Origin of the sequence: Kitasatospora sp. NPDC048296, assembly GCF_043201815.1 — a bacterium.
GTDB lineage: Bacteria > Actinomycetota > Actinomycetes > Streptomycetales > Streptomycetaceae > Kitasatospora.
In genome coordinates this window covers 137,323-163,238 of sequence record NZ_JBICZB010000005.1, presented here as the reverse complement: position 1 = coordinate 163,238, position 25,916 = coordinate 137,323, and the positions used below count along the sequence as shown (strand labels likewise).

Genomic DNA, 25,916 nt, shown 5'->3' with positions numbered 1-25,916 from the left:
CGCATGACGTACCACGGAGCGGTCAAGGTCGGCGGGCCGCCGGACGTGCGGGAGCTGGCCCACCTGATGATCACCAAGGTGGCCGTCGGCCCGTACGACAACAACGCCTACCTGCTGCGCTGCCGGGCCACCGACGAGCAGCTGCTGATCGACGCGGCCGCCGACGCCCCGGTGCTGCTGGAGACCGTCGGGGACGACCTGGAGACGGTAGTCACCACCCACCGGCACCACGACCACTGGGGCGCGCTCGCCGAGGTGGTCGCCACCACCGGCGCCCGCACCGCCGCCGGCCAGCACGACGCCGAGGGCATCGACGTCCCCACCGAGCTGCTGCTCGCCGACGGCGACAAGCTGCGGGTCGGCGACGTCGAGCTGACCGTCCGGCACCTGGTCGGCCACACCCCGGGCGCGATCGTGCTCATCTACGACGACCCGCAGGGCCACCCGCACGTCTTCACCGGCGACTGCCTCTTCCCGGGCGGCGTCGGCAACACCTGGGGCGACCCGGAGGCCTTCGAGACCCTCTTCCGGGACGTCAACGAGAAGATCTTCGACGTCCTCCCGGACGAGGCCTGGATCTACCCCGGCCACGGCAACGACACCACCCTCGGCGCCGAGCGCCCGCACCTCGACGCGTGGCGCGAACGCGGCTGGTGACCCCACCCGGGCCACCCGCAGAACTGAGCCCCGCCGCCGGATTCGCCATCCGGCGGCGGGGCTCAAGCATGTTCGGTTTCCGGTCAGGCGGCGAGCTTCTCGGACTCCTTCTCGGCCTGCTCATGCTGCTTCCTGGAGGCCATCAGGCTGGTCACCGTCGTCACGGCCAGCACCACCACGATGAAGCCCAGCGAGAACGGGATGCCGATCTCCGGGACGTGCGCGCCGGCCTCGTGGGCGGCGTGCAGGACCAGCTTCACGCCGATGAAGCCGAGGATCACCGACAGGCCGTAGCTCAGGTGGACCAGCTTCTTCAGCAGGCCGCCGATCAGGAAGTACAGCTGGCGCAGGCCCATCAGGGCGAAGGCGTTGGCGGTGAAGACGATGTACGGGTCCTGGGTGAGGCCGAAGATGGCCGGGATCGAGTCCAGGGCGAACAGCACGTCCGTGGTGCCGATCGCCAGCATGACGATCAGCATCGGGGTGATCAGCCGGCGGCCGTTCTCCCGGATGAAGAGCTTCGTACCGTGGTACTTGTCGGTCGACGGGAAGCGCTGCGTGATCGACTTGAGCAGGCGGTTCTCCTCGAACTCCTCGTCCTCCTCGTCGGCCCGGGCCTCCTTGACCAGCTTCCAGGCCGTCCAGATCAGGAAGGCGCCGAAGACGAAGAACACCCAGGAGAACTGGGAGACCAGCGCCGCGCCGCCCGCGATGAACACCGCCCGGAGCACCAGGGCGATGATCACACCGAACATCAGCACGCGCTGCTGATAGATCCTGGGCACCGCGAACTTGCCCATGATCAGGATGAACACGAAGAGGTTGTCGACACTGAGCGACTTCTCGGTGATGTAGCCGGCGAAGAACTCGCCCGCCGGCTGCCCGCCGGAGTGCCACCAGAGGTACCCGCCGAAGAGCACTGCCAGCACGACCCAGACGGCCGTCCAGATCCCGGCCTCCTTGATCGAGACCTCGTGCGGCTTGCGCCCCCCGATGAAGAAGTCGGCCACCACCAGTGCGATCAGCACACCGATCGTGGTGACCCACATGGTTACGGAAACGTCCATGACTGCTCCTCCGGCAGCTAGGCGAGACAGGTCGTCACTGCCGGAGGTCTCTTCCGCCCATCGGGCCAGCGCCCCGGGGCGCCACGACGGGCACCCGTGATGACGGGGTCGGCTGTCGAGGAATACTCCCCTCCGCTGCCATCGAGAGTAACAGGGAGGGCAAGGAAAGGTAAAGAAGGTAAAGGATCGTCAGAGGAACGGCTCGATCGCCGGCAGCAGGTCCTGGAAGGTCCGTCCCTTGGCCGGGGCGCCGATCGCCTGCATCTCCCAGCCGCCGCTGCCGTCCCGGACCACCTTCGCCATGATCTGCCCGGTGTGCGGCCCGCCGCCCGCCAGCTCGTACCGGGCCAGCTCCACCCCGGTGGTCTCGTCCAGCAGCCGGCAGTGCGCCCGGCTCACCTCGGCGAAGGTCTGCCCGGTGTACGAGCTGACCGTGAACACCACCTGGGTGATGTGCGCCGGCACGTGCAGCAGGTCGACGAGGATCGCCTCGTCGTCCTCGGCGCCGGAGCCGCCCTCCAGGTTGTCCCCGGTGTGCCGCACCGAGCCGTCGGTGGACTCCAGGTGCTGGAAGAACACCACGTCGGACGGGGTCTTCTCGGCGTACAGCAGTGCCGAGGCGTCCAGGTCGATCTTCCTGGTCCGGCTGCCGAACAGGCCCCGCTTGGGGGCGGCCTGCCAGCCGAGCCCCATCCGGACCACGGTCAGGGTGCCGCCCGCCCCCTTCTGGAGGCTGACCCGCTGCCCTTTGGCAAGGTTCACCGACACGACGTTGTCCTCTCTGCCGGCCACGCGGTCACACCCGCACGGCTCCCGGTGGAACACCCCGTCGCCGTCCCCCGGCTGAGGCCCCCTCTGCAAGACGGCCCGCAACCCCGTCCCGAGGGCGCGATGCCGCAGGCCAGCCTAGGGCCTGCGACACCCCCGCCTCCTCCGGGTTACCCGGTTTGTGGCAAGGCTGAGACACCGCCGGGCTTGACCGGTGCGAGAACCGGCCAAGCCCGACGCACCGGCAGACAGGTCAGGCCACACCGGCCTCGCGCATCTGCCGCAGCTCCTTCTTCAGCTCCTTCACCTCGTCGCGCAGCCGCGCCGCGACCTCGAACTGGAGATCGGCGGCGGCCGTGTGCATCCGGTCGGTCATCTCCTGGATCAGGTCCGCCAGCTCGGCGGCCGGCAGCGACTTGGCGGGCTTGCGCTCCGAGCCCAGCATCGGCACCGGGGCCTTGCCGCCCTTCTGGCCCGCGCCGCGGTAGCCGGTGGAGAGCAGCTCGTCGGTGTCGACGTCCTCGCGGGCGAGGGTGTCCAGGATGTCGCCGATCTTCTTCCGCAGCGGCTGCGGGTCGATCCCGTGCTCCTTGTTGTAGGCCTGCTGGACGGCCCGGCGGCGGTTGGTCTCCTCGATCGCCTTCTCCATCGAGGGGGTGATCCGGTCCGCGTACATGTGGACCTGGCCGGAGACGTTACGGGCGGCGCGGCCGATCGTCTGGATGAGGGAGGTGCCGGAGCGCAGGAAGCCCTCCTTGTCCGCGTCCAGGATCGCCACCAGCGACACCTCGGGCAGGTCCAGGCCCTCGCGCAGCAGGTTGATGCCGACCAGCACGTCGAACCGGCCCGCGCGCAGCTCGCGCAGCAGCTCGACCCGGCGCAGGGTGTCCACGTCGCTGTGCAGGTACCGGACCCGGATGTCCAGGCCGAGCATGTAGTCGGTGAGGTCCTCGGCCATCTTCTTGGTCAGCGTGGTGACCAGGACGCGCTCGTCCCGCTCCACCCGCTTGCGGACCTCGTGCACCAGGTCGTCGATCTGGCCCTCGGTCGGCTTGACGATCACCTCGGGGTCGATCAGGCCGGTCGGGCGGATGATCTGCTCGACCTGGCCGTCGCCGCGGGACAGCTCGTACGGGCCGGGCGTCGCCGACAGGTAGACCGTCTGATCGATCCGCCCCAGGAACTCCTCCCACTTCAGCGGGCGGTTGTCCATCGCGGACGGCAGCCGGAAGCCGTGCTCGACCAGGGTGCGCTTGCGCGAGGCGTCGCCCTCGTACATCGCGCCGATCTGCGGGACGGTGACGTGCGACTCGTCGATGACCAGGAGGAAGTCCTCCGGGAAGTAGTCCAGCAGGGTGTTCGGCGGGGAGCCGGGCTCGCGGCCGTCGAAGTGCATCGAGTAGTTCTCGACGCCCGAGCAGGTGCCGATCTGGCGCAGCATCTCGATGTCGTAGGTGGTGCGCATGCGCAGCCGCTGGGCCTCCAGCAGCTTGCCCTGCTTCTCCAGCTTGGCGAGCGTCTGCTCCAGCTCCTGCTCGATGCCGGTGATCGCCCGCTCCATGCGCTCGGGGCCGGCCACGTAGTGCGAGGCGGGGAAGACGTAGATCTGCTCGTCCTGGCTGATGATCTCGCCGGTGAGCGGGTGCAGGGTGTAGAGCGCCTCGATCTCGTCGCCGAACATCTCGATCCGGACGGCGAGCTCCTCGTAGACCGGGAAGATCTCGATGGTGTCGCCGCGGACCCGGAAGGTGCCCCGGGTGAAGGCCACGTCGTTGCGCGCGTACTGGATGTCCACGAAGCGGCGCAGCAGCACGTCGCGGTCGATCTCCTGGCCGACCTTGAGCGGGACCATCCGGTCCACGTACTCCTGCGGGGTGCCGAGGCCATAGATGCAGGAGACGGAGGCGACCACGATCACGTCGCGGCGGGTGAGCAGCGAGTTGGTCGCCGAGTGCCGCAGCCGCTCGACCTCCTCGTTGATCGAGGAGTCCTTCTCGATGTAGGTGTCCGTCTGCGGGACGTACGCCTCGGGCTGGTAGTAGTCGTAGTACGAGACGAAGTACTCGACCGCGTTGTTCGGCAGCAGCTCGCGGAACTCGTTCGCCAGCTGCGCGGCCAGCGTCTTGTTCGGCGCCATCACCAGGGTGGGGCGCTGCAGCTTCTCGATCATCCAGGCCGTCGTGGCCGACTTGCCGGTACCGGTGGCACCGAGCAGCACGACGTCCTTCTCCCCTCCCCTGATCCGCCGCTCCAGCTCGGCGATCGCCGTCGGCTGGTCACCGTTCGGCTGGAAGGGACTGACGACCTCGAAGGGCGCCACGGACCGCTCAATACTCGTGATGGGTCGCACGAGTCCACCGTACGACCCACGACTGACAACCGTGGCCGCTTCGCTCAGGCCGCGTGCGCCTCGAACCTCATGGCGGGCTGGCGGCCCCCGCCCTCGAAGACGTTCACCCCAGCTTCTCGCTGTCCCGGGCCAGGGCGACCAGGCGGGAGACGGCCCGCAGGTACTTCTTGCGGTAGCCGCCGCGCAGCATGTCCTCCGGGAAGACCTGGTCGAAGGGCAGGCCGGAGGCGGTGATGGGCAGCTCGCGGTCGTACATCCGGTCGGCCAGGACGACCAGGCGCAGCGCGGTGGACTGGTCGTCGACCTGGTGCACGCCGCGCAGGCAGACCGCGGTGACGTCGTCCAGCAGCGCGCCGTAGCGGCTGGGGTGGACGGCGGAGAGGTGGGCCAGCAGGGCGTCGAAGTCGTCCAGCGAGGCGCCCGGGGTGCGGGCGGCGACGGTCTCGACGGTCTCGTCGGTGTACGGCGGCGGGGCGTCGGGCAGGCCGCGGTGGCGGTAGTCCTGGCCGTCGATCCGCATCGGGCGGAAGTGCGCGGACAGGCCCTGGATCTCGCGCAGGAAGTCGGCGGCGGCGAAGCGGCCCTCGCCGAGCTTCTCCGGCAGGGTGTTCGAGGTGGCGCACAGCTTGACGCCGTTCTCGACCAGGCGGCCGAGCAGCGTGGAGACCAGCACGGTGTCGCCCGGGTCATCCAGCTCGAACTCGTCGATGCACAGCAGCGTGTGCCCGGAGAGGGTCTGGACGGCCTGCTGGAAGCCGAGCGCGCCGACCAGGTTGGTCAGCTCGACGAAGGTGCCGAAGGCCTTCGGGCCGGGGGCGGCGTGCCAGAGCGAGGCGAGCAGGTGGGTCTTGCCGACGCCGTAGCCGCCGTCGAGGTAGACCCCGGCGGGGCCGGTGGGCGCGGGGGCGGAGCGGCGGAACCAGCTGCGCTTGGGTGCAGAACCGTTTCCTCGCGCGAGGGTGCCCGCGAACTGCTCCAGCACCTGCACGGCCTCGTACTGGCTGGGCTGGGTCTGGTCCGGGATGTACGTCCCGAAGCTCACGTCGGCGAACCGGGGCGGCGGGACCATCTCGGCGACCAGCCGCTCGGCGGGCACGACGGGGCGGCGGTCGGTGAGCGCGATCGGGTTGCCGGCCGGGCTCGCGGCGGCTATGGACTCGGTCGCGGTGGCGGGGCGGGAGGGTGCGGGCACATCAGTAGAGGGTACGCCTGGTCTCTGCGGCCTCCGAACCGCCTCCGAACCGCCTCCGGACCGCCTCCGAACGGCCCTCGGTGGAACACTGAGGGCATGCAACAGTTGATCAGCCCGCTGGGTGCGCCGGTCGCCGATCCGGCCGCGCTGGAGTCGCTCGCCGCCGTCTACGCGTACCCCGACCAGGTGAATCAGGGGCACCCCTGGCTGCGCGCCAACATGGTGGCCGGACTGGACGGCGGGGCGAAGCTGGAGGGCCTGTCCGAGGGCCTGTCCGGCGACGCCGACAAGCGGATCTTCGGTGTGCTGCGCGCCCTGTCGGACGTGGTGCTGGTGGGCGCCGAGACGGTCCGCGCGGAGGGTTACCGTCCGGCCCGGGCCCGTCGGGAGTTCGCGGCGGCGCGGGCGGCGGCGGGGCAGGCCCCGGCCCCGGCGATCGCGATCGTGAGCCGCTCGCTGGACCTCGACCTGAGTGCACCGCTGTTCGCGGAACCGCTGGTCAGGACGGTCGTGATCACCGTCGAGGACGCCCCCGAGGAGCGCCGCCGGGCGGTCGCCGAGGTGGCCGACCTGGTGCTCGCCGGGCGGGGTTCGGTGGACCTGCGGGCGGGTGTGGCGGCCCTGGTGGAGCGGGGCTGGACCCGTCTGCTGAGCGAGGGCGGCCCGCGGCTGCTGGGACAGCTCGCGGCGGCGGGCCTGCTGGACGAGCTGTGCCTGTCGCTGGCCCCGTTGATCACGGGCGGCGACGCGCCGCGCATCGTCCACGATGCGCAAATGCCTGACGTGCAACGGATGCGGCTGGTCTCATTGATCGAGCAGAAAGGATTCCTCTTCACCCGCTACCTGCGTCACCTGGGTTCGGATGACCCCGTGACCCCCCGATCGTGATCCCGTTATGCGATGCCGGGGCCTGGGGGCCGGCCACTGGAAGGGACTCACGTGTTCAAGACGGTACTGATGATCGAAAAGGCTCTCTCGGACGCGGACGTGGAGCTCGTCACGACGCTCCACAGCGACGAGAAGGTGTCCTTCGTCGTCCTGATGCAGCCGCGCGGCAAGCAGGACGAACTGCTGCGGGCGCTCGACGACGTCGCCCTCGGCCACCTCGACAAGGTGGTGCACGAGCACGACGAATCCGAGAGCGGCCCGACCCTGGCCGGCGAATCGCTCGAGCACAGCCTGCGCCACCTGCGCCGGGCCGGGGCCGAGGCGGCCGGCGAACTGGTCGAGGACAAGCCGCTGGAGCGGCTGCGCGCGGTGGTCGAGGAACAGCGCGCGGACGAAGTGGTGGTGCTCACCTCACCGCACTTCGTGGAGGAGTTCTTCCATCGCGACTGGGCCTCCCAGGCCCGGCACAAGGTGGGGGTCCCGGTGCTGAGGCTGTTCGCCAGCGACTCCTAGCTCCGCGCGCCCGTGGTGCAGAATCGTCCTTGCGGTCCGCCCGCGAGGACGATTCGCACATCGCCGGACCCGCCTGCCCACCAGCCCCCGCCCGTACGGAGCACACGCCTTGAACGACGCCGCGCACGACCTGCACGCCCCGCACTTCATCGGCATCGGCGGCGCCGGGATGTCCGGCCTGGCGAAGATCCTCGCAGTGCGCGGTGCCAGCGTCTCCGGCAGCGACTCCAAGGAGTCCGAGACCGTCCTCGCGCTGCGCGCCCTCGGCGCGACGGTGCACGTGGGCCACGCCGCCGAGCACGTGCCGGACGGCACCAGCTGCGTCGTCGTCTCCAGCGCGATCCGCGCCGACAACCCGGAGCTGGCCGCCGCCCACGAGCGAGGCATCCCGGTGGTGCACCGCTCCGACGCGCTGGCCGCGCTGATGGGCGGCCGCCGGGCGCTGGCGGTCGCCGGCACCCACGGCAAGACCACCACCACCAGCATGCTCGCCGTCGCCCTCGGCGAGCTGGGCCTGGAGCCGTCCTACGCGATCGGCGGCGACCTCGACGCCCCCGGCTCCAACGCCCACCACGGCGCCGGCGAGATCTTCGTCGCCGAGGCCGACGAGAGCGACCGCAGCTTCCACAAGTACGCGCCCGAGGTGGCGATCGTGCTCAACGTGGAGCTGGACCACCACGCCAACTACGCCTCGATCGAAGAGATCTACGAGTCCTTCGAGACCTTCGTCGGCCGGATCACCCCCGGCGGCACCCTGGTGGTCTCCGCCGACCACGACGGCGCCCGCGAGCTGACCGCCCGGGTCGCCGCCCGCGAGGGGCTGAACGTGGTGACCGTCGGCTCCGCCGAGGACGCCGACGTGCGCGTCCTGTCGGTGGTCGCCCACGGCATGACCAGCGAGGTCACCGTGCTGCTGGACGGCGCCGAGCTGGCCTTCACCGTCTCGGTGCCCGGCCGGCACTACGCCCACAACGCGGTCGCCGCGCTGGCCGCCGGCGTCGCGCTGGGCGTCCCGGCCGCCGACCTGGCCAAGGCGATCGGCGCCTACACCGGCGTGCGCCGCCGCCTGCAGCTCAAGGGCGAGGAGTCCGGCGTCCAGGTGATCGACTCCTACGCCCACCACCCGACCGAGATGACCGCCGACCTGGAGGCGATCCGCGAGGGCCTGGACGGCGAGGGCCGCGTCCTGGTGGTCTTCCAGCCGCACCTGTTCAGCCGCACCCAGCAGCTCTCCGAGGAGATGGGCCGGGCCCTCGCGCTGGCCGACGCCTCGGTGGTGCTGGACATCTACCCGGCCCGCGAGGACCCGATCCCGGGCGTGACCAGCGAGCTGATCATCGACGCCGCCCGCCGGGCCGGCGCCGACGTCACCGCCGAGCACGACTTCGCCGCCGCCCCCGCCCTGCTGGCCGGGCTGGCCCGCCCGGGCGACCTGCTGCTCACCATGGGCGCGGGCGACGTCACCAACCTCGGGCCCGAAATTCTGAAGCACCTCGCGAACGTTGCCTCCAACGTCTGACGTACGCCGAGCGGGAGTCGTGATGAGCTACGAGATCCAGAAGTCCGAGGCCGAGTGGCGCGCCCAGCTCAGCCCCGAGGAGTACCACGTCCTCCGCGAGGCGGGCACCGAGCGCCCGTTCGTCGGCGAGTACACCGACACCAAGACGGTCGGCGTCTACAGCTGCCGGGCCTGCGGGGCGGAGCTGTTCAGCTCCGAGACCAAGTTCGACAGCCACTGCGGCTGGCCCTCGTACTACGCGCCGCTGGCCGAGGACCGGGTCGAGTACATCGAGGACGACTCGCTCGGCATGCGCCGGGTCGAGGTGCGCTGCGCCCGCTGCGGCGGGCACCTGGGGCACGTCTTCGAGGGCGAGGGCTACGGGACGCCGACCGACCAGCGGTATTGCATCAACAGCATCTCGCTGACGCTGCGGCCGGCCGAGTAGGGCGGACGGCGGAAGGCCCGGACGATCGTCGTCCGGGCCTTCCGGCTATCCGGCCAGCGGCGCGAAGCGGACCGGCAGGTGCACCAGGGCGCGGTGAAAGGGGCCCGGGCGCCAGAGCAACTCCCCCGCCGGGGTGGCCAGTTCGAGGTCGCTGAGCCGGCTGGTCAGCTGCTCGATCGCGGTGATCGCGATCAGCAGGGCCGGGTCGCGGGCCGGGCAGGCGTGCGGGCCGGCCGCCCAGGCCAGGTGGGCGCTCTCGCCGCTGCGCAGCTCGGTGCCGTCGGTGGGCGGCGCGGCCTGGGAGTTGGCGGCCGCGTACGAGACCAGCACCAGCGAGCCGGCCCTGATCTCCCGGCCGTGGAAGGTGATGTCGTAGCGCGGGTAGTGGGCGGAGAGGTTGGCCATCGGCGGCTCGTGCCAGAGCACCTCGTCGATCGCCTGGTGGGCGGTCATCGCGCCGCCGAACAGCGAGCCGGCGTAGCGGGCGTCGGTGAGCAGCCGCAGCAGGGCGTTGCCGATCAGGTTGGTGGTCGGCTCGTGCCCGGCGATCATGGTCAGGGTGATCTGGCGGATCACCTCCTCGTCGTCCAGCGCGACCGGGTGGGTGACGAACCAGGAGGCGAGGTCGTTACGGGGGCGCTCGCGCCGCTCGGCGACCATCCCGGTGACCACCCCGACGAGTTCCCCGTACGCGGCGCCGGCCCGTTCGGTGGACTCGATCAGCCCGGTGATCGCGGCCACCACCCGGGCTCGCTGCTCCTCGGGCACGCCGAACCAGGTGGTGAGCACGAAGGCGGGCAGCCGGCGGGCGTACTCGGCGATCAGGTCGGCGCGGCCGACCGCGGCGAACCCGTCGATCAGCTGGTGGGCGGCTTCGGCGACCTGGCGCTGCAGTCGGTGCGGCTCGAACAGGGCGAGGCCGTCGGTGATCACCACGCGGTAGCGGGCGTGGGTCCCGCCGTCGCTGAACAGGGCGGTGGGGCGGTAACCGAGCACCGGCAGCAGCGGGGAGTCCGGCGGGACGGTCCGCTGCCAGTCGCGGGGGTCCTTGGAGAAGGTGTCGGTGTCGCGCAGCAGGTCCAGGGCGGCCTGGTAGTCGGTGACCAGCAGGGCGTCCACGCCGGGCGCGATCTCCACCGGGGCGACGGCGCCGTGGCGGCGCAGCCGCTCGTACACCAGCTGGGGGTCGGCGGCGAAGACCGGGCCGTAGATCGGGGTCGGGCGGGTCTCGACGGTCACGAGCCCTCCCGGGCGGCGGTGGCGGCGGGCAGGGTGTCGAGGACGTGCTCGGCCAGGGCGATCAGCGCGTCGAGGCTGCTCCCGCGCTCGCGGGCGTCGCAGTGCAGCAGCGGGGTGGCGGCGTGCAGGTCCAGGTGGGTGCGCAGCACCTCGACCGGGTGGTCCGGGGAATCCGGGAAGCGGTTGACCGCCACGGCGTACGGCAGACCCTGCTCCTCGACCATGTCCATGATCTCGAAGGAGTCGGCCAGCCGGCGGGTGTCGGCGAGCACCAGGGCGCCCAGCGCGCCGCGGGCGACGTCCTGCCAGAGCGGGAAGAAGCGGCGCTGGCCCGGGGTGCCGAACATGTAGAGCACCAGGTTGCCGGGCAGGGTGAGCCGGCCGAAGTCGACCGCGACGGTGGTGGTGGACTTCTCGGGCAGGCCCGCCAGGTCGTCCACCGGCCGCCCGGACTCCGTCATCGCCTCCTCGGTGTGCAGGGTGGCGATCTCGGAGAGGGTGCGGATCAGCGTGGTCTTGCCGACCCCGAACGGGCCGGCGACCACCAGTTTCATCAGCGTCTGGTCCCGGTCGGGCAGGTAGCCCACCCGGCTCGGCCGCCCCTCGGGGGAGCCGGCCCGGTCACCGGAGCGCACGGAGTCCAACGAGGAGCCTCTCGACGATGGAACGGTCGGTCTGCTGGGCACGCGGGATCGGCGCGCGGGCGTGCAGGCAGCCTGCCTCGACCAGATCGGCCGCGAGGAAGACCGTGGCGCTGACCGGCAGGCGCAGGTGCGCGGCGGCCTCCACCACGGTCAGCGCGCCGGGGCGCAGCAGTTCCCAGAGCCGGCGGTGTTCGGGTTCGAGTCCGGTCGGCGGTTCGACGCGGTCGGCGAACAGCACGGTCAGCCGCTCGAAGCCCTCGGTGCCGGGGCGGCTGCGGCCGCCGGTGGCCAGGTAGGCGGGCACCATCCGCCTGCGGGGGACGGCACTCATGCGCCCGCCTCGCTGCGCTCGGCAGGGGCATTCGCCCACACGCACCTCTTGATGATGAGCTCGCACCGCTCGCTCATGCGCCCACCTCGCCGCGCTCGGCAGGGGCATTCGCCCACACGCACCTCTTGATGATGAGCTCGCACCGCTCGCTCATGCGCGCCTCTCGATGATTCGCTCGCTCATGACCCTGCGGTGGGGTCCTGCCGCCGGGACGGGCTGGCGAGCGCGCGGCCCAGGGCGGCGACCTGGAGCTGCATCTGGTAAGCCACGTTGCCGAGTTGGGCGTCCGGGGCGGTGAACACGGCGAGCGAGGTGTTCTCCCCGGCCGGGACGACGACGGCGTAGCCGAGGTCGGACTCCACCACGGTCTGGGCCAGTCGAGGCCGCTCGGCGTCGGTGAAGGCGGTGGTGAAGGCGCGGGCGGCGGCGTGCACGGTGGCGGTCATCGCGGCGACCCGCTCGGCGGAGGCCCGGCCGAGGCCGTCGGAGGCGGCCTCGACGAGTCCGTCACCGGTGGCGACGACCGCGTGCAGCACCCCTGGCAGCTCCAGCAGCGGGTTCAGCACCCAGGAGATCTCGTCGGTGGCGTTCGGGCTGGGCGAGTTGCTCACTGCTCGGCTCCTTCTAAGGTCGGGCCGGTGGTGCGGTCACCGGTGGTGCCGGGTTCGTCCGGTACGGCGCTCTCGCGGGCGGCCCGCGCCACGACGGCCCGGCCGGAGCCGGTGCCCTGCTGGAGCGCCTGCCAGTGGGCGGCGGCCCGCTCGGCGGTGCGGTGGTTCGGTTCGGCCCCGGGCCCGCCGGTCGCGTCGGTGGACGCGCCGGTCGGCTCCCCGGCGGGCTGCTCGGCCGCCGGCGGACGGCGGCGGCGCCGGGTGGGCAGACCGCTGCCGTCGCCGGTCCGGACCGCGGCCGGGTCGGGGTCGTGGTCGGTGTCAGGGTCGAGGGCGGTGTCAGGGCCGGGGTTGGGCAACGCGTGGATGGCCGGCGCCGGGAGCGGGCCGGGCTGGTTGTGGCGGTCGTCGAGCACCGGCCCGTCCTGCTCGTCGGCATCGCGCATCGGCGGCACGGCCAGGACCGTGGGCGCCAGGACCGTGGGCGCCGGAGCCGGGCCGCCGCCGGCCCGCAGCGGCAGCGGGGTGAGCACCGACAGCGGCTGCTCCTCGCCCACCACCGTCACCAGCGCGGCCGGGATCCGCAGGATGGTCCGCATGCCGCCGTACGGCGAGGGCTCGATGTGGCAGGTGAAGCCGTACTGCCGGGCCAGCTTGCCGACCACCGCGAAGCCGGTCCTGGGCGGGTTGCCGAGCTCGGTGAGCAGCACGTCCGGCGGGCCGGCCAGCAGACGGCGGGCCCGGCGCAGCTGGTCCTCGTCCATGCCGATGCCGCTGTCGTCGGTGATCACCAGCGCGCCGCGACCGCCCTGCTGGACGGTGACCGGCACGTCGGTCTCCGGGGGGGAGTAGGCGGTGGCGTTGGCGAGCAGTTCGGCGATCGCGATGGCGACCGGCTCGGCGGCCCGGGCAACCACCGCGAGCCGCTGCTCCCGCAGGTGGTTGGCGACCTTGATCCGGGCGTAGCCGGGCACCCGGGAGAGCGCGCCGACCACCACCTCGGTGAGCGGGGAGTCGGTGCGGGCCAGGCCCGGCCAGGCCTCGCAGAGCACGGCGACGGTCTGGATCCGGCGCAGCGCGACCTCGTTGCGGAAGTCGACCTCCAGCAGCCGGGGGTCGTCGTTGTCGTGCTGGAGCTGCTGGACCAGGCTCTGGATCTGGTAGAGCAGGGTCTGGATCCGGGAGGTGGCGCCGCGCATGGCGGCCCGGGCGGCGGCGTCGACCCGTTCGCGCTCGTCGGCGAGGGCGGCGGTGGCGGCGTCCAGGACGGACTGCAGGGCTCGGACGGCCTCGGCTCCGACGGCCTCCGGGTCGAGCGGGCCGACCAGCGGGGCGTTGGCGTGCGTCAGGCGTACGGCTGTGGCGGCGACCCGCTCCTGGGCGAGGTGGCCGATCTCGGCGAGCAGGGCGGCGGCGTGCTGCTCGGCGGTGGCGAGCCGGCGTTCGGCCTCCTCGGCCCGGGTGGTCGCGGCGGCGCCCCGCTGCTCGGCCTCCCGCACGGCCTCCTGCGCCTCCCGGGCCTGTCGCTCGGCGGCCCGGTGGCGTTCCCCGGCCCGGCGGGCCTCCTCGACGGAGTGCCGCACGGCCTCCTGGGAGTCGCGCAACTCCTGTTCGACGCGGGCGAGTCGGGCCTCGGCGGCCCGGGCGCGCTCCTCGCCGTGGTCGCGGGCGGTCTCGGCGGCCGTCGCCCGGGCGATGGCGCGGGCCCGGCCACGGGAGAGCACGACCGTGGCCGCGGCGGCGACCAGCACCAGGGCGATCAGCGCGATCTGCATCGAAGTCCTCGGGTGTCCTGGCCGGCTGGCGCCTGGGCCGCGGGGGGTCAGTTCCGGCCGGAGCGCGGGCGCGGGACGCGGGCGGTTTCTTCGGCCAGTTCGCGGGCCACCAGGGCGACCTGGCCCATCGACTCCAGGATGCCGGGCTTGGCGGAGCCGTCCAGGTGCCGGTACTCGGCCGCGACGGTGAGCACCAGCCGCTCGGGCAGGCCGAGTTCGGGGTGGCGCTGCTCGGCGATCACCCGCCGGGCGGCGTCCAGTGCGGGTATCCCGGCGCCGTGCAGGGCGTGGGCGCGCTCGCGGACGTAGTCGAGGTAGCCGATGTGCCGGCGGACGCCGTCGCGGTCGAGCACCGGGCCGTGGCCGGGGACGAAGATCTCGGCGCCGGTGGCGAGGGCCTGCTCGCAGGCGCCGATGACGTTCGCCAGCGGGCCGGCCCAGTGCGAGGGGTGGTCGCCGGGCTGCTCGGGGGTCGAGGAGAAGACCACGTCGCCGGTGAACACCGCGCGCTGGTGCGGGAGGTGGACCATCAGATCCCCACCCGTGTGGGCGGCGGGCAGGCTGGTGATCTGGACCGGGTGGCGGCCGACCTTGAGCTCCAGCTCGCCGGTGAAGACGGTGTCCGGGTGCACCGCCTCGGTCTCGGACCAGTCGAAGCGACCGAAGTGCTCCCGCAGGTAGCCGCCGAGCGGGGAGTCCGGGTCGCTGTTGGCGATCAGCGCGTGCTGCTGCTGCGGGGAGGGCTCCCAGTGGATGTGGTCCAGCGCCTCGCGGGTGGCGATCACCTCGGCGTCCGGGAGCACCCCGGCGCCCCACAGGTGGTCGCCGTTGGCATGGGTGACGACCACTCGGTCGATCTCCACCCCGGTCGGCAGCAGGCGTCGGCTCGCGGTGAGGAACTCCCCGGCCAGCGACGGGTCGTACGGGGTGTCGATCCAGAGCGCGGTGGTCTCCGAGACCAGCAGGCCGCAGTTGGCCAGGCCCCAGCCCCGCTTCGGGGGGAGCCACACGTACAGGTCCTCGGCAATCGCGCTCACGTTCGCACGGTTGATCGTCATGCGCGCGATTATGCCCACCTTGCGCCGGGAGTGGGGTAAAACCTGCGCGGACGGCCGGAGTTCATGCCCCAGTCCCTCCCGGGCTGTCCGGTTTCGCGCCGCATGGTCGAGACCAATCGTCTCAGGTCTCGGGACGACCGGTGGACACCTCGCCCCGGAACCCCGACGGGACGTCGGACCGGGGTGAGGGCAGGACGCGGCAGACCTCGACGGTGACGTCCACGGTGTCCAGACCGATCACCCGCCCCTCCACCGCGACGAACCCCTTCTCCCCCGAGCGGAACAGTGCCGCCAACGGCGAGTTCCGGCTCGCCGCGGTCAGCGCCTCCACCGCCATCGCGGAGCCGAAGGCGAACACCCCGCACAGCACGATGCACGGCGCGTGCCGGGGCGTACGGGTGACGAAGATGAAGCCGTGGTCGCGGATCAGCTCCCCGGCCGGGCTGTACAGCGCCTCGAAGGTCATCCCGCCCCAGCGGGCGCGGGCCTCGTCCGGGTACTCGATGGCGAAGTCCGGGAACACCGCGTCCAGCACGCCCGCGGAGTAGGAGTTGACGCTCGGACCGCCGATCGAGAAGGTCGGCATCCGTGGATCCTGGGCACCGGCCACCACCAGTTCGATGGTGGCCTTCCGGTTGACCTTCCGCAGCAGGTCGGTGAGCTCCGCTATCGCCCTGGCCTCGGCCATCGGCACGAACAGCACGTTCTTCGGCCCGCGGCTGGTGAGCTGGCAGCCGTCCGTGGTGAACGCGAACTCCGCCACCTCAAGGCTCGGCGTGATGATCTGCACCCGGCTGTACGGCGCCAGCAGCACCCGCAGGAAGCCGTACCGCAGGAACAGCCTGGTCCGGGCGAGGGAACGGGCCGCGAGGAAACCGATCACCGCCGGAACCGATGCGATCAGCACCTGGAGAAGGATCTCCATATCATCCCCCCGGAGGAAGACTCGACCACGAACTGTGCGCCCTGGTTAAGTCCCCGCCCGTGGCCGAAAATACCCCCCTTGCGGCGATTCCGGCCGTCAGGATCACCGCACGTGGACTACTTCAAGCGCTTGATCCCCTTGCGCTCCCCCGCACAGCGCTCGTACCCGAGCCACGCGTTGACCGCCAGCATCGGCGCGTTGGTGATGTCGTTGCTGGTGTACGCGCTCCGGTAGCCGGCCGCCGCAGCGAGCCGCAGCGACTCCAGCTTGGCCAGCTTGGCCAGACCGCGGCCGCGGAACTCCCGGCGGCAGGCGGTGAACGCGGACCAGTAGCGGTCCACCCCGTCGGTCTGCGCCATGGTGAACGCGGCCGGCTCACCGTCCACCACCGCGACGACGGTCAGTCCCAGGTCCAGGTCCGGTCGGGCCCAGTCGCCCCGCAGCCACTCCTCGTACTCCAGGGCGTCCATCGGCACCTCCCCGGGCTCGTCCCGGATGGCGTCCGCCTCCACCAGGAACAGCGGGCGCGGATCGTCCGCCCAGTCCGTGGCCGGGCGCAGCTCGACACCGGCCGGCCGGACCGGCGCCTGGGGCAGTGGCAGCGTCAGGTCCCTCCCGCCGAACTGCGCCTCGCGCCCGATCTCGTAGCCCCGGGCGGTGGCGAAGGCCAGCGAACCGGGCACGTCGTCCAGCCAGCTGTGCAGCTCGGCCACCCCGTACCCGGCCAGGTGCCGTTCGGCCGCGGCCAGCAGTGCGGTGGCCGCGCCGCGCCGCCGGAACTCCGGCAGCACGCTGCCGTTGGCGTAGCCGACGCCGGTGGTCGTCGTCCCCAGCACCAGGCCGCAGCGCACCGCGCCGACCACCCGGCCGTCCAACTCGGCCACGAAGGTGCGGAAGTGCTGGTCGGGATTCTGCTGGGCGTTCAGCCAGAGCAGGGCCTCGGCGGTCATCACCAGGTGCTCGCGCCCGGCCCGGTGGGCGGTGGCCACCGCCTCGGCGTCGGCGGGGCGGAAGTCACGGATCGTCGGTTCGGTCGAAGTCATGGGTTCGCACGCTATCCGCGCCGGCCCGTCGCCGCCTCCGATTTTCCCGCCGCCGGGCCACCCCACCTGCGGGGTTGCCCCGGGCCGGGGACTAAAGTCCGTCAGCACCAGGACGGCAAGCTCAAATAATGCTCTGAGAAGACCGGGTGAGGCTTGGCAGCCACCCCGCCCGGGGACATCCTCAGCAGCACGGCCGCGCGGTCCTGGCGACGACGCCCGCACCGCCCGACGGCCTCCCCGTCCAGCCCTCCGAAGGGGGCGAACCGATGACTTCCCCTGCCCTGGACCTGCCCGGCTCCGCCACCGCCACCCGGCTCGGCGTGGGCCTCGGCTGGCGCACCGAGATCGACACCGTGGTCGAGCGCCAACCCGGCCTGGACTGGGTCGAGGTGGTCGCCGAGAACATCTGCGCCGACCACCTGCCCACCTCGCTCACCGTCCTGCGCGAGCGCGGCGTCACCGTCGTCCCGCACGGCGTCGGCCTCGGCCTCGGCGGCGCCGACCTGCCCGACCCCGCCCGGCTCGGCAAACTCGCCGGGGCGGCGCTGGCACTCGGCTCCCCGCTGGTCACCGAGCACCTGGCCTTCGTTCGGGCCGGCGGCCTGGAGGCCGGCCACCTGCTGCCCGTCCCCCGCACCCGGGACTCCCTGCGGGTGATCGCCGAGAACGTCCGGATCGCCCAGGAGCAGCTGCCGGTGCCGCTCGCCCTGGAGAACATCGCCGCCCAGCTCGCCTGGCCGGACGACGAGTTCACCGAGGGCGAGTTCCTCGCCGAACTGGTCGAGCGCACCGGCGTCCGGCTGCTGATCGACGTCGCCAACCTGCACACCAACCGGGTCAACCTGGGCACCGACCCGGCCGCCGAACTCGACCGCCTGCCGCTGGAGGCGCTCGCCTACGTGCACGTCGCGGGCGGCACCCTGGTCGACGGCGTCTGGCACGACACCCACGCCCACCCCGTCACCGAACCGGTGCTGGAGGTCCTGGCCGAACTCTGCGCGCGGGTCGCACCGCCCGGCGTCCTGCTGGAACGGGACGCCGACTTCCCGCCGCCCACCGAGCTGGCCGGTGAACTGGACGCCATCCGCCGGGTGCTGGAGGGGAGCACCCCGCGATGAACGACCTGGAAAGCGCATCCGCGACCGACATCGCCAGGCAGCGGCTCGCCCGGCGCCAGGAGGAGCTGATGACCGCCCTGGTGGCCGGCGGGCCCGTCCCGCCCGGCTTCGACCCGGACCAGGTCCGCGCCCAGTCCACCGGCCTCGCCGCCAAACGGCGCGACACCACCGCGAAGGTCGTCCCCGACCTGCCCCGCCTGCTCGGGGCACAGTACGGGCCGCTCTTCCTCGACTACGCCCGCACCCACCCGCAGACCGGCGGCTACCGCGCTGACGCCCGGGCCTTCGCCGAGTGGGTGCGCACCGACGGCGGCCCGCTCGCCGCCGACCTCCGCCGGGCCCTGGAGCTGTGGCTCCACCCGGCGCCCGAGCGGCCGCCCGGCCCGCTCGCCCGTCTGCGCCGGGCCCTGCGCGAACGCTGAACCGACGTCATCCTCGGGGGAACCGCCCATGTGGCACAACAGCTACTTCCTGATCCCGGCCGTCCTGCTGGCCGCCGCCGCCCTGTACGCCGTCCAGACCCGGCAGCGGGTCGGCCACGTCCCGTATCCGCAGGGCCTGCCCGGCCGCGGACTGCCGCTGCTGGACACCGCGTTCCTGGCCGGCGGCCCTGGCCGGGTCTTCGACACCGCGATGGTCCGGATGCACCTCGGCGAGCAGGCCGTGGTCAACCGCGCCGGCCTGGTCACCCTCACCGGCGCCAAGCCCTACGACGCCGTCGACCAGGCGATCCACGACGCCGTCGGCCCGACCGGCAGCCGTGAACTCGGCCCGCTGCGGCGCATGGTGATGCGCTCGGCCGCCGTCCAGGAGATCGGCGACCGGCTCGCCGATCGCGGCCTGACGCGCCGCCCCGAACGGCTGGGGCACGCCCGGAAGGCCCGCCGGTTGCTCTGGCAGACGATGCTCCTCGTCGCGGCCTCCATCCCGGTCTCCCTGCTGCTCGACAACGGCGAGATCCTCTCCGACCGCCCCAACCTCTTCATCCCGGGCTTCCTGCTGTTCGCCGGCGCCGTCGCGCTGGTCACCACCGCGGCACCCAAGGGCCGGGTCACCCCGGCCGGGCAGCGCCAGCTGACCCTGATGCAGGGCAGCCCGTGGACGCCCAAGTCCGGTGTCTCGCCGAAGCTGACGGGCGGCGCGATGCTGGGCGCGGTCGCCCTCGGCGGAATGGCCGCGGCCGCGCTGGACAACCAGGAGCTGGAGTCGGCGATGCTGGCCGCGGCGGCCGAGGAGGAGGCGATCCGGCAGGCGTCCTCGTCCTCGTCCTTCTCCTCCTCCTCGTCCTCCTCGTCGGGCTCCTCCTCTTCGGGCTCCTCCTGCTCGTCGAGCACCTCGTCCTGCGGCTCTCCCGACTCCGGCTCCTCGCACCACTCCTCCTGCGGGTCCTCGCACCACTCCTCGTGCGGCTCCTCGCACTCCAGCAGCTGCGGGTCCTCCTCCAGCTGCGGTTCCAGCTGTGGGTCCAGCTGTGGTTCGAGCTGTGGGAGCAGCTGTGGCGGCTCCTGACGTCACAGTTCGGTATCGCGCTCCGGGAAGCCGTTCCCCACGCCGTCGGCCCAGGCATAGAACAAGCCCATGTGGTTGCTGTTCCTGATCCCGGCCTGTGTCGCAGCGGTGCTGGCCTGCCTCCGGCTGGTACGGATGACCGCCGCTGCCGACGCCCTGGCCGATCAGGACCTGCTGCGTCCACCGGAGGCCGTCGGCATCGGTCTGTACGAGACCGCCTACCTGGCCGGCGGCCCGGACCGGGTGGTGGAACTCGCCCTCGTCCTGATGGCCGGCCGGGGACGCCTGCACCTCGCCCACACCGGCTGGACCACCGTGGTCGACCCCAAGGGCCGCAGCCGCCTGGAGCGCGCGATCATCGCCACCGTCGGCCCCGAGGGCCAGTGCCGCACGGACGAGCTGCGCCGGGCGATGGCCGAGCACCCCACCGTGCTGGAGATCGGCGCCCGGCTCTCGCTGGCCGGTCTGGCCACCCCGGCCCTGGTGCAGCGCAACACCGTGGTGGTGGTCCGCCACGTCCGGCACGCCCTGCTGCTGACCCTGGCCCTGCTCGCCGCCGCCCTCTCCCTCAGCGGCTTCACCGGCGGTGACACCCTCGCCCCGCTCGCCTGGTTCTCCCTGCCGCTGATCCTCACCTCGGGCACCCTGCTGATGGCCCGCGTCGACGTCTACCCCTACACCCGCTGGGCCTCCCCCATCGGCCAGGAGGTCCTGCGCGAGGTCCGGCCCACCCGACAGCACGGCCTCGCCGACGACGAGGAACGCCAACTCCTCACCGCCGTCGCCATGAACGGCCCCGCCGCCCTCCCCGACCCCCGCCTGCGCGCCGCCCTCCGCCCGCACCGGACGTAACCCGCGCCCGTGGCAACGACCGGAGGCCGGCCCCCCGTACGCAGGGGACCGGCCTCCGTAGGACGCGGGTCAGACCAGGCCGTTCAGCAGCTCGCTCACCGGCTTGCGGCGGCCGGTGAAGAACGGGACCTCCTCGCGGACGTGCAGCCGGGCCCGGGAGGGGCGCAGGTCGCGCATCAGGTCGACGATCCGGTGCAGCTCGTCCGCCTCGAAGGCGAGCAGCCACTCGTAGTCACCGAGCGCGAACGAGGCGACCGTGTTGGCCCGCACGTCCGGGTAGCCACGGGCCATCTGGCCGTGCTCGGCGAGCATCGCGCGCCGCTCGGCGTCCGGCAGCAGGTACCACTCGTAGGAGCGGACGAACGGGTAGACGCAGACGTAGTCGCGCGGGCGCTCGTCGGCGAGGAAGGCCGGGATGTGCGACTTGTTGAACTCGGCCGGGCGGTGCAGCGCCATGTTCGACCAGACCGGCTCCAGGTGGCGGCCCAGGCCGGTGCGACGGAAGCGGTTGTACGCCTCCTGCAGGTCGTCCGAGTCGGCGGCGTGCCACCAGACGAGGATGTCGGCGTCCGCGCGCAGACCGGAAACGTCGTACGTGCCGCGCACGGTCACGTCCTTCGCGGCCAGCTGGGCGAACAGCTCGTCCACCTCGGCAGCCAGGGCGGTGCGGTCCTCGGGCAGGCCGCCCTTGAGCTTGAACACCGACCACATGGTGTAGCGGATGACCTGGTTCAGGTCGCGCGCCTTCTTCTTCTCGGGCTGCTGCTCCGGCTGCTGCTCAACGGTCTCAGTCATGCGCCCATTGTCCTCTCCGTGGAACCTTCCCCGGTCGCCGGGGTCAACAGTTTGTCGATGGCCGCCGCGGCGGCGGCCGCCGAACCGATGCAGGCCGGAATGCCCACCCCGTCGTACGCGGCGCCGCACAGCGCCAGCGCGCCCACCGCCTCCGCCGCCGCCCGCACCCGGGCCACCCGGTCCAGGTGGCCCACCGGGTACTGCGGCAGGCCGGCGGTGAAGCGCGAGACGAAGGTGTCGTACGGCCGGGCGGTCAGCCCGATCGCCTCCTCCAGGTCCGCCAGCGAGCGGGCCACCAGCTCCTCGTCCGGCAGCTCCAGCGCCTCGTCCTCGCGGTAGCGGCCCAGCGAGGTGCGCAGCAGGAAGGAGTCCGGGGCGGAGCGGTCCAGCCAGCCCCACTTGTTGGAGGAGAAGGTCGAGGCCTTGATCCGCCGCCCGTCCACCGGCGGCACCAGGAAGCCGCTGCCGCTGGGCGGCTCGGCCAGGTCGGCGCGGCGGAACGCCAGGGTCACCAGCGCCATGCCCGCGTACTCGACGGTGTCCAGCTCGACGGCGGCCGCCGGGGCGTCCGCGCGCAGCAGCCGGGCCGCGGCCGGGGCCGGGACGGCCAGCACCACGGCGTCGGCGTGCAGCACCTCACCGCCGGCGACCACGCGCCAGCCCTCGGGGGTGCGGCGCAGCTCGTCCACCGGGGTGTCGGTGCGCAGGTCCACGCCCGCCTTGACGCAGGCCTCGGCGACCGCCTCCGGCAGGGTGCCGAGGCCGCCGCGCAGCCCCTGGAACACCGGGGTGCCGACCACCGTCGGCCGGGAGGCCAGCTCGCGCACCCCCTCGACCAGCGAGCCGCCGCCCTGCGCGATCGGCAGCAGCTGCGGCACGGCGGCGCGCAGCGAGATCTCGTCGGAGCGCCCGGCGTAGACGCCGCCCAGCAGCGGCTCGACCAGCCGGTCCACCACCTCCTGGCCGAGCCGGTCGGCGACGTAGCGTCCGATCGCGACGTCCGCCCCGACCTCGGTCCCCCGCTCGTGCCGGGCCCGCTCCAGGCCCTCGGCGGTGAGCACCCCGGAGGCGGCCAGCGCCTCCAGGTCTCCCGGGACGCCCATCACCTGCCCGCCCGGCAGCGGCCGCAGCGCGCCCCTGGTCCAGATCGCCGCCTTCGCGGTGGTCGGCGGCTCCAGCTCGTCCCCCAGCCCGACCGCCCGCGCCAGCTCCACCGCCTCCGGCCGCCGCGCCAGCACCGACTCGGCCCCGAGGTCCACCCGGACCCCGCCGACCTCCCCGCCCCACAGCTTCCCGCCGACCCGCCCCGACGCCTCCAGCACCGTCACCCGGGCCCGCGCCGGCCCCCCGGCCACCCCGCTCAGGAAGGCGGCCGCAGCCAGCCCCGCGATCCCACCACCGACGACGACGACCTGTGCATCCGACATGCCTCGCAGTCTCGCAGGTCTTTACGCGGATGCCTCAATCAGCTGCTCGCGCGCTTCCACCGGGATACGAGCTTGTCGAGATCGATGACGACGGGGAACGGCACCGGCCGCTCCAGCTTGCCCCGGAAGATCCCCGCCGCGACATATGAGGAGGTCACCTCGTCCAGCTCATAGACGTGCGCCACCGGCAGGCCGTCCTCCTCCTCGACAATCCAGTAGTGCGGGATGCCGGCGTCGGCGTACTTGCGGAACTTGACCGTGCGATCGCGGTGAACGGACTCCGGCGACACGACTTCGACGGCCAGCACGACATCGGTTGGGTCGTACCACGTGCGGTTGGGATCGGGCTCGGCAGTCACGACCATCACGTCGGGTTCCGGACGGTTGAGGCGGTCGAGCTTGATCGTGATCTCACGCTCCGGCCACATCCCATCCGGCACGATGCTCTCCAGCGCCACGTTCAGGCCCGATACAACCCAACTGTGCCAGGGGCGCTGGGGGGACATCATGAAGACCAGTGCTCCATCGATGAGTTCGGTGTGCCGCGGTGCCTGCGGCAGGTGGTCGAGGTCCTCGGCAAACCAGCCCTCTTGCCTGGGCGCGTACATCCAGTCCGGCAGCTCGCTCATGGTCCCAAGATAGCGACTTCCGGGGCGTGGCGAGCCGCTACTTACTCTGTGTGCTATGGGACCGATCGTGGTGCGTGCGTGTCTGGCTGGGATTCCCTGTCGCTATGACGGGCGGGCGAAGACCTCGGCGGAGGCCGTACGGCTGGTCGAGGAGGGGCGCGCGGTCGTCGTCTGCCCGGAGGGGGCGGGTGGGTTGCCGACGCCTCGGCCGGCGGCGGAGATCGTGGGTGGGGACGGGGCGGACGTGCTCGACGGGCGGGCGCGGGTGGTGGACACGACCGGGACCGACCGCACCGAGGAGTTCGCGTCCGGTGCCCGGGCGGCGCTGGCGGCGGCCGAGGCGGCGGGGGCGCGGCGGGCGCTGCTGATGGCGCGCAGTCCGTCGTGCGGCTGCGGGCGGGTGTACGACGGAACGTTCACCGGGGAGCTGCGGCCCGGGGACGGGGTGACGGCGGCGCTGCTGCGGCGGGCGGGGATCGAGGTGACCGCCGGATAGCTCGTGCCCGACCGGCACTCCCGCCTCAACGGGGAGGCCTGTCAACGAAGTTGAGGGGAGGCGCCGAGGGGGCTGAACGACGGCGGCGGGCCCGCCGTGACCGGAGGGCCCGCCGCCGTGGTTCGACGCGTCAGCGCGCGCTGGCCTCGTGCACGAAGGCGACCAGGCGGGAGAGCGCGTCCGGGTCCATGGACGGCAGCACGCCGTGGCCGAGGTTGAAGATGTGGCCGCTGGTACCGAGCGCCTGGGCGGCGTGCAGCACCTCGCGGGCCTTGGTCTCCACGACCTTGGTCGGCGCGAACAGCACCGCCGGGTCGAGGTTGCCCTGCAGGCCCTTGCCCGCGCCGACCCGCTCGGCGGCGACGTTCAGCGGCACCCGCCAGTCGACGCCGACGATGTCCGCGCCGGCCTGGCCCATCAGCCCGAGCAGCTCGCCGGTGCCGACGCCGAAGTGGATCCGCGGCACCCCGTAGTGGGCCACGGCGTCGAAGACCTTGGTGCTGGCCGGCATCACCGAGCGGCGGTAGTCGTCCGGCGCGAGCGAGCCGACCCAGGAGTCGAACAGCTGGACCGCCGAGGCGCCCGCCTCGATCTGCACCTTCAGGAAGGCCGAGGTGATGTCCGCGAGCCGGTCCACCAGGGCGGCCCACAGCTCGGGCTGCCCGTACATCATGGCCTTGGTGTTCTCGTGGTTCTTGGACGGCCCGCCCTCGACCAGGTAGCTGGCCAGGGTGTACGGCGCACCCGCGAAGCCGATCAGCGGGGTCTCGCCGAGCTCGTCCACCAGCAGGCCGATGGCCTCGGTGACGTACGGGACGTCGTCGGGCTCCAGCGGGCGCAGCCGCTGGAGGTCCTCGAAGGTGCGGATCGGATCGGCGATGACCGGACCGATACCGGGCTTGATGTCCACGTCGATGCCCACGGCCTTGAGCGGCACCACGATGTCGCTGAAGAAGATCGCCGCGTCCACCTTGTGCCGGCGCACCGGCTGCAGGGTGATCTCCTTGACCAACTCGGGCCGCATGCAGGACTCCAGCATGGGGATGCCCTCGCGGACCTTCAGGTACTCGGGCAGCGAGCGGCCCGCCTGGCGCATGAACCACACCGGGGTGTGCGGCACCGGCTCGTGCCGGCAGGCGCGCAGGAACGCGGAGTCGTGCGCGGCGCCGCGGCGCACGGGGGTGGGTCGGCCTTCGAGGGGGGCCGCCGTCGGGTCTGCCGTAGTCTCGCTCACGGGTCAAATCTTCGCATGCGCCTCGGACCGTCCTCCCCGGGCGGCCTCGTCGGTTCCTCCAAGATCTGTCCGGGTTTGCCGTTCCGGCACGCCGCTCGGACGGAAGTTGCGGCGATAACCCGGGTTTTCGACCTAGTCTTCGGGTCATGGCAGCGGTCGGCGGGCACCCCACGCAGGGTGGCGGAGCAGGTGGCGGAACGGGTCGGGAGGGGGCGCCGAGCGAGTTCCGGGCCGCCGTGGAGGCCCTGAGCGGGGCGCGGCTCCGGCCCGAGCTCCAGCTCTCCCCCGCGCCGGCCCCGCGCCGGCTCGCCCCGCACGCGTTCGCGCTGACCGCCACCGTGGAGGTGGACGGCGAGGAGCTGGCCGACGGCCGGCTGGTGCTGCTCTACGACCCGGCCGGGCAGGAGGCCTGGAACGGGGAGTTCCGGGTGGTCACCATGACCCGGGCCGAGCTGGAACCGGAGATGGCCGGCGACCCGATGCTCTCCGAGGTCGGCTGGGCCTGGCTGATGGACGCGCTGCAGGCGCAGGGCGCCGGGTACGCGGAGCCGTCCGGCACGGTGACCCGGTGCGCGTCGCAGTACTTCGGCGGTCTGGCGGACCGTCCGTCCTCGACCGAGATCGAGATCCGGGCCTCCTGGACGCCGGCCGACGGCCGGTTCGAGCGGCACCTGGCGGCCTGGGGGGATCTGCTCTGCATCAGCGCCGGGCTGCCACCGGCCACCCCGACCGCGCAGCCGCCGGCCGAGGTCACGTCACTCGGTGGGGTGGTCCCGATGCCCGCCCGGCGACGCCCGCGGTCGCACTGACGAGTGGCGTCCGGGCCGGGCGGCACCTCCCGCCCCGACA

The 25,916-nt window shown here is 72.6% G+C and carries 25 protein-coding genes and 1 pseudogene; 10 read left to right on the top strand and 16 right to left on the bottom strand.

What is annotated here, in order from left to right:
* Window positions 1–3 precede the first annotated feature (3 nt).
* Window positions 4–657, top strand: a complete 654-nt coding sequence (locus tag ACGF12_RS06045) for an MBL fold metallo-hydrolase (RefSeq protein ID WP_393026130.1) — start codon at window positions 4–6, stop codon at window positions 655–657.
* Between the two features lie 83 nt (window positions 658–740).
* Here ACGF12_RS06045 and ACGF12_RS06040 read toward each other — a convergent pair whose 3' ends face one another.
* From ACGF12_RS06040 to zapE, 4 genes are all read right to left on the bottom strand, one after another.
* Window positions 741–1,724 (bottom strand): TerC family protein, encoded by a 984-nt coding sequence (locus ACGF12_RS06040; protein WP_393026127.1) that lies wholly within the window; start codon window positions 1,722–1,724, stop codon window positions 741–743.
* 189 nt (window positions 1,725–1,913) lie between these two features.
* Complete coding sequence (locus tag ACGF12_RS06035; RefSeq protein ID WP_393026124.1) at window positions 1,914–2,492, bottom strand: TerD family protein; 579 nt, start codon at window positions 2,490–2,492, stop codon at window positions 1,914–1,916.
* A gap of 253 nt (window positions 2,493–2,745) precedes the next feature.
* Window positions 2,746–4,842 (bottom strand): excinuclease ABC subunit UvrB, encoded by a 2,097-nt coding sequence (gene uvrB, locus ACGF12_RS06030; protein ID WP_393026123.1) that lies wholly within the window; start codon window positions 4,840–4,842, stop codon window positions 2,746–2,748.
* A gap of 103 nt (window positions 4,843–4,945) precedes the next feature.
* A complete protein-coding gene (zapE, locus tag ACGF12_RS06025; protein ID WP_393026120.1) occupies window positions 4,946–6,034 on the bottom strand; it encodes a cell division protein ZapE in 1,089 nt (362 codons plus the stop codon).
* Window positions 6,035–6,130: 96 nt separating this feature from the next.
* Between zapE and ACGF12_RS06020 the strand changes: the two genes are divergently transcribed.
* The 4 genes from ACGF12_RS06020 to msrB all read left to right on the top strand — a co-directional run bounded on the left by ACGF12_RS06020 (window position 6,131) and on the right by msrB (window position 9,381).
* Entirely contained in the window at window positions 6,131–6,922 is a 792-nt protein-coding gene (locus tag ACGF12_RS06020) for a pyrimidine reductase family protein (protein WP_393026117.1), read from the top strand.
* 51 nt (window positions 6,923–6,973) lie between these two features.
* Window positions 6,974–7,435, top strand: coding sequence for an indole-3-glycerol phosphate synthase (locus ACGF12_RS06015; protein ID WP_393026115.1), 462 nt, complete (start codon window positions 6,974–6,976; stop codon window positions 7,433–7,435).
* Window positions 7,436–7,544: 109 nt separating this feature from the next.
* Window positions 7,545–8,954 carry a UDP-N-acetylmuramate--L-alanine ligase gene (gene murC / locus ACGF12_RS06010; RefSeq protein WP_393026112.1) on the top strand — a complete coding sequence of 470 codons (1,410 nt, stop codon included), beginning with the start codon at window positions 7,545–7,547 and terminating at the stop codon, window positions 8,952–8,954.
* A 22-nt stretch (window positions 8,955–8,976) separates the two neighbouring features.
* On the top strand, window positions 8,977–9,381 hold the full coding sequence (gene msrB, locus ACGF12_RS06005; RefSeq protein ID WP_380614176.1) for a peptide-methionine (R)-S-oxide reductase MsrB: 405 nt from the start codon (window positions 8,977–8,979) through the stop codon (window positions 9,379–9,381).
* A gap of 45 nt (window positions 9,382–9,426) precedes the next feature.
* On the opposite strand, the gene ACGF12_RS06000 is transcribed toward msrB, so the two are convergent.
* The 8 genes from ACGF12_RS06000 to ACGF12_RS05965 all read right to left on the bottom strand — a co-directional run bounded on the left by ACGF12_RS06000 (window position 9,427) and on the right by ACGF12_RS05965 (window position 17,007).
* The gene (locus ACGF12_RS06000; RefSeq protein WP_393026109.1) at window positions 9,427–10,620 is read right to left on the bottom strand and encodes a cytochrome P450; all 1,194 of its coding nucleotides are present in this window, start codon (window positions 10,618–10,620) and stop codon (window positions 9,427–9,429) included.
* The gene (locus ACGF12_RS05995) at window positions 10,617–11,264 is read right to left on the bottom strand and encodes an ATP/GTP-binding protein (protein ID WP_393026106.1); all 648 of its coding nucleotides are present in this window, start codon (window positions 11,262–11,264) and stop codon (window positions 10,617–10,619) included. The genes ACGF12_RS06000 and ACGF12_RS05995 overlap by 4 nt, the downstream gene beginning before the upstream one ends.
* On the bottom strand, window positions 11,242–11,595 hold the full coding sequence (locus ACGF12_RS05990) for a DUF742 domain-containing protein (protein WP_393026104.1): 354 nt from the start codon (window positions 11,593–11,595) through the stop codon (window positions 11,242–11,244). The genes ACGF12_RS05995 and ACGF12_RS05990 overlap by 23 nt, the downstream gene beginning before the upstream one ends.
* Window positions 11,596–11,774: 179 nt before the next feature.
* Entirely contained in the window at window positions 11,775–12,206 is a 432-nt protein-coding gene (locus ACGF12_RS05985) for a roadblock/LC7 domain-containing protein (RefSeq protein ID WP_393026101.1), read from the bottom strand.
* On the bottom strand, window positions 12,203–13,981 hold the full coding sequence (locus ACGF12_RS05980) for an ATP-binding protein (protein WP_393026098.1): 1,779 nt from the start codon (window positions 13,979–13,981) through the stop codon (window positions 12,203–12,205). The genes ACGF12_RS05985 and ACGF12_RS05980 overlap by 4 nt, the downstream gene beginning before the upstream one ends.
* A gap of 47 nt (window positions 13,982–14,028) precedes the next feature.
* Window positions 14,029–15,039, bottom strand: coding sequence for an MBL fold metallo-hydrolase (locus tag ACGF12_RS05975; protein WP_393026096.1), 1,011 nt, complete (start codon window positions 15,037–15,039; stop codon window positions 14,029–14,031).
* A gap of 121 nt (window positions 15,040–15,160) precedes the next feature.
* Window positions 15,161–15,946, bottom strand: coding sequence for a hypothetical protein (locus ACGF12_RS05970; RefSeq protein ID WP_393026093.1), 786 nt, complete (start codon window positions 15,944–15,946; stop codon window positions 15,161–15,163).
* 134 nt (window positions 15,947–16,080) lie between these two features.
* The gene (locus ACGF12_RS05965) at window positions 16,081–17,007 is read right to left on the bottom strand and encodes a GNAT family N-acetyltransferase (RefSeq protein ID WP_393026090.1); all 927 of its coding nucleotides are present in this window, start codon (window positions 17,005–17,007) and stop codon (window positions 16,081–16,083) included.
* A 266-nt stretch (window positions 17,008–17,273) separates the two neighbouring features.
* On the opposite strand from ACGF12_RS05965, the pseudogene ACGF12_RS05960 reads away from it, so the two are divergent.
* The 3 genes and pseudogenes from ACGF12_RS05960 to ACGF12_RS05950 all read left to right on the top strand — a co-directional run bounded on the left by ACGF12_RS05960 (window position 17,274) and on the right by ACGF12_RS05950 (window position 20,486).
* Window positions 17,274–18,547, top strand: a pseudogene (locus ACGF12_RS05960) (DUF692 domain-containing protein).
* Window positions 18,548–18,575: 28 nt separating this feature from the next.
* Window positions 18,576–19,634, top strand: a complete 1,059-nt coding sequence (locus tag ACGF12_RS05955) for a TIGR04222 domain-containing membrane protein (RefSeq protein WP_393026087.1) — start codon at window positions 18,576–18,578, stop codon at window positions 19,632–19,634.
* A 69-nt stretch (window positions 19,635–19,703) separates the two neighbouring features.
* On the top strand, window positions 19,704–20,486 hold the full coding sequence (locus ACGF12_RS05950; protein WP_393026084.1) for a TIGR04222 domain-containing membrane protein: 783 nt from the start codon (window positions 19,704–19,706) through the stop codon (window positions 20,484–20,486).
* 69 nt (window positions 20,487–20,555) lie between these two features.
* Here the strand turns inward: ACGF12_RS05950 and hemQ are convergent, their stop codons facing one another.
* The 3 genes from hemQ to ACGF12_RS05935 are packed head-to-tail and all read right to left on the bottom strand — an operon-like array spanning window position 20,556 to window position 23,337.
* Complete coding sequence (gene hemQ / locus ACGF12_RS05945; RefSeq protein WP_380614165.1) at window positions 20,556–21,281, bottom strand: hydrogen peroxide-dependent heme synthase; 726 nt, start codon at window positions 21,279–21,281, stop codon at window positions 20,556–20,558.
* On the bottom strand, window positions 21,278–22,708 hold the full coding sequence (gene hemG, locus ACGF12_RS05940; protein ID WP_393026081.1) for a protoporphyrinogen oxidase: 1,431 nt from the start codon (window positions 22,706–22,708) through the stop codon (window positions 21,278–21,280). Before hemG ends, hemQ begins: the two co-directional genes overlap by 4 nt.
* 38 nt (window positions 22,709–22,746) lie before the next feature.
* On the bottom strand, window positions 22,747–23,337 hold the full coding sequence (locus ACGF12_RS05935; protein WP_393026078.1) for a Uma2 family endonuclease: 591 nt from the start codon (window positions 23,335–23,337) through the stop codon (window positions 22,747–22,749).
* Window positions 23,338–23,392: 55 nt separating this feature from the next.
* Between ACGF12_RS05935 and ACGF12_RS05930 the strand changes: the two genes are divergently transcribed.
* Entirely contained in the window at window positions 23,393–23,833 is a 441-nt protein-coding gene (locus tag ACGF12_RS05930) for a DUF523 domain-containing protein (RefSeq protein WP_393026075.1), read from the top strand.
* A gap of 130 nt (window positions 23,834–23,963) precedes the next feature.
* On the opposite strand, the gene hemE is transcribed toward ACGF12_RS05930, so the two are convergent.
* Window positions 23,964–25,010 (bottom strand): uroporphyrinogen decarboxylase, encoded by a 1,047-nt coding sequence (gene hemE, locus ACGF12_RS05925; RefSeq protein ID WP_393026334.1) that lies wholly within the window; start codon window positions 25,008–25,010, stop codon window positions 23,964–23,966.
* Window positions 25,011–25,213: 203 nt separating this feature from the next.
* Between hemE and ACGF12_RS05920 the strand changes: the two genes are divergently transcribed.
* The gene (locus ACGF12_RS05920; protein WP_387620787.1) at window positions 25,214–25,876 is read left to right on the top strand and encodes a DUF3000 domain-containing protein; all 663 of its coding nucleotides are present in this window, start codon (window positions 25,214–25,216) and stop codon (window positions 25,874–25,876) included.
* Window positions 25,877–25,916 lie beyond the last annotated feature (40 nt).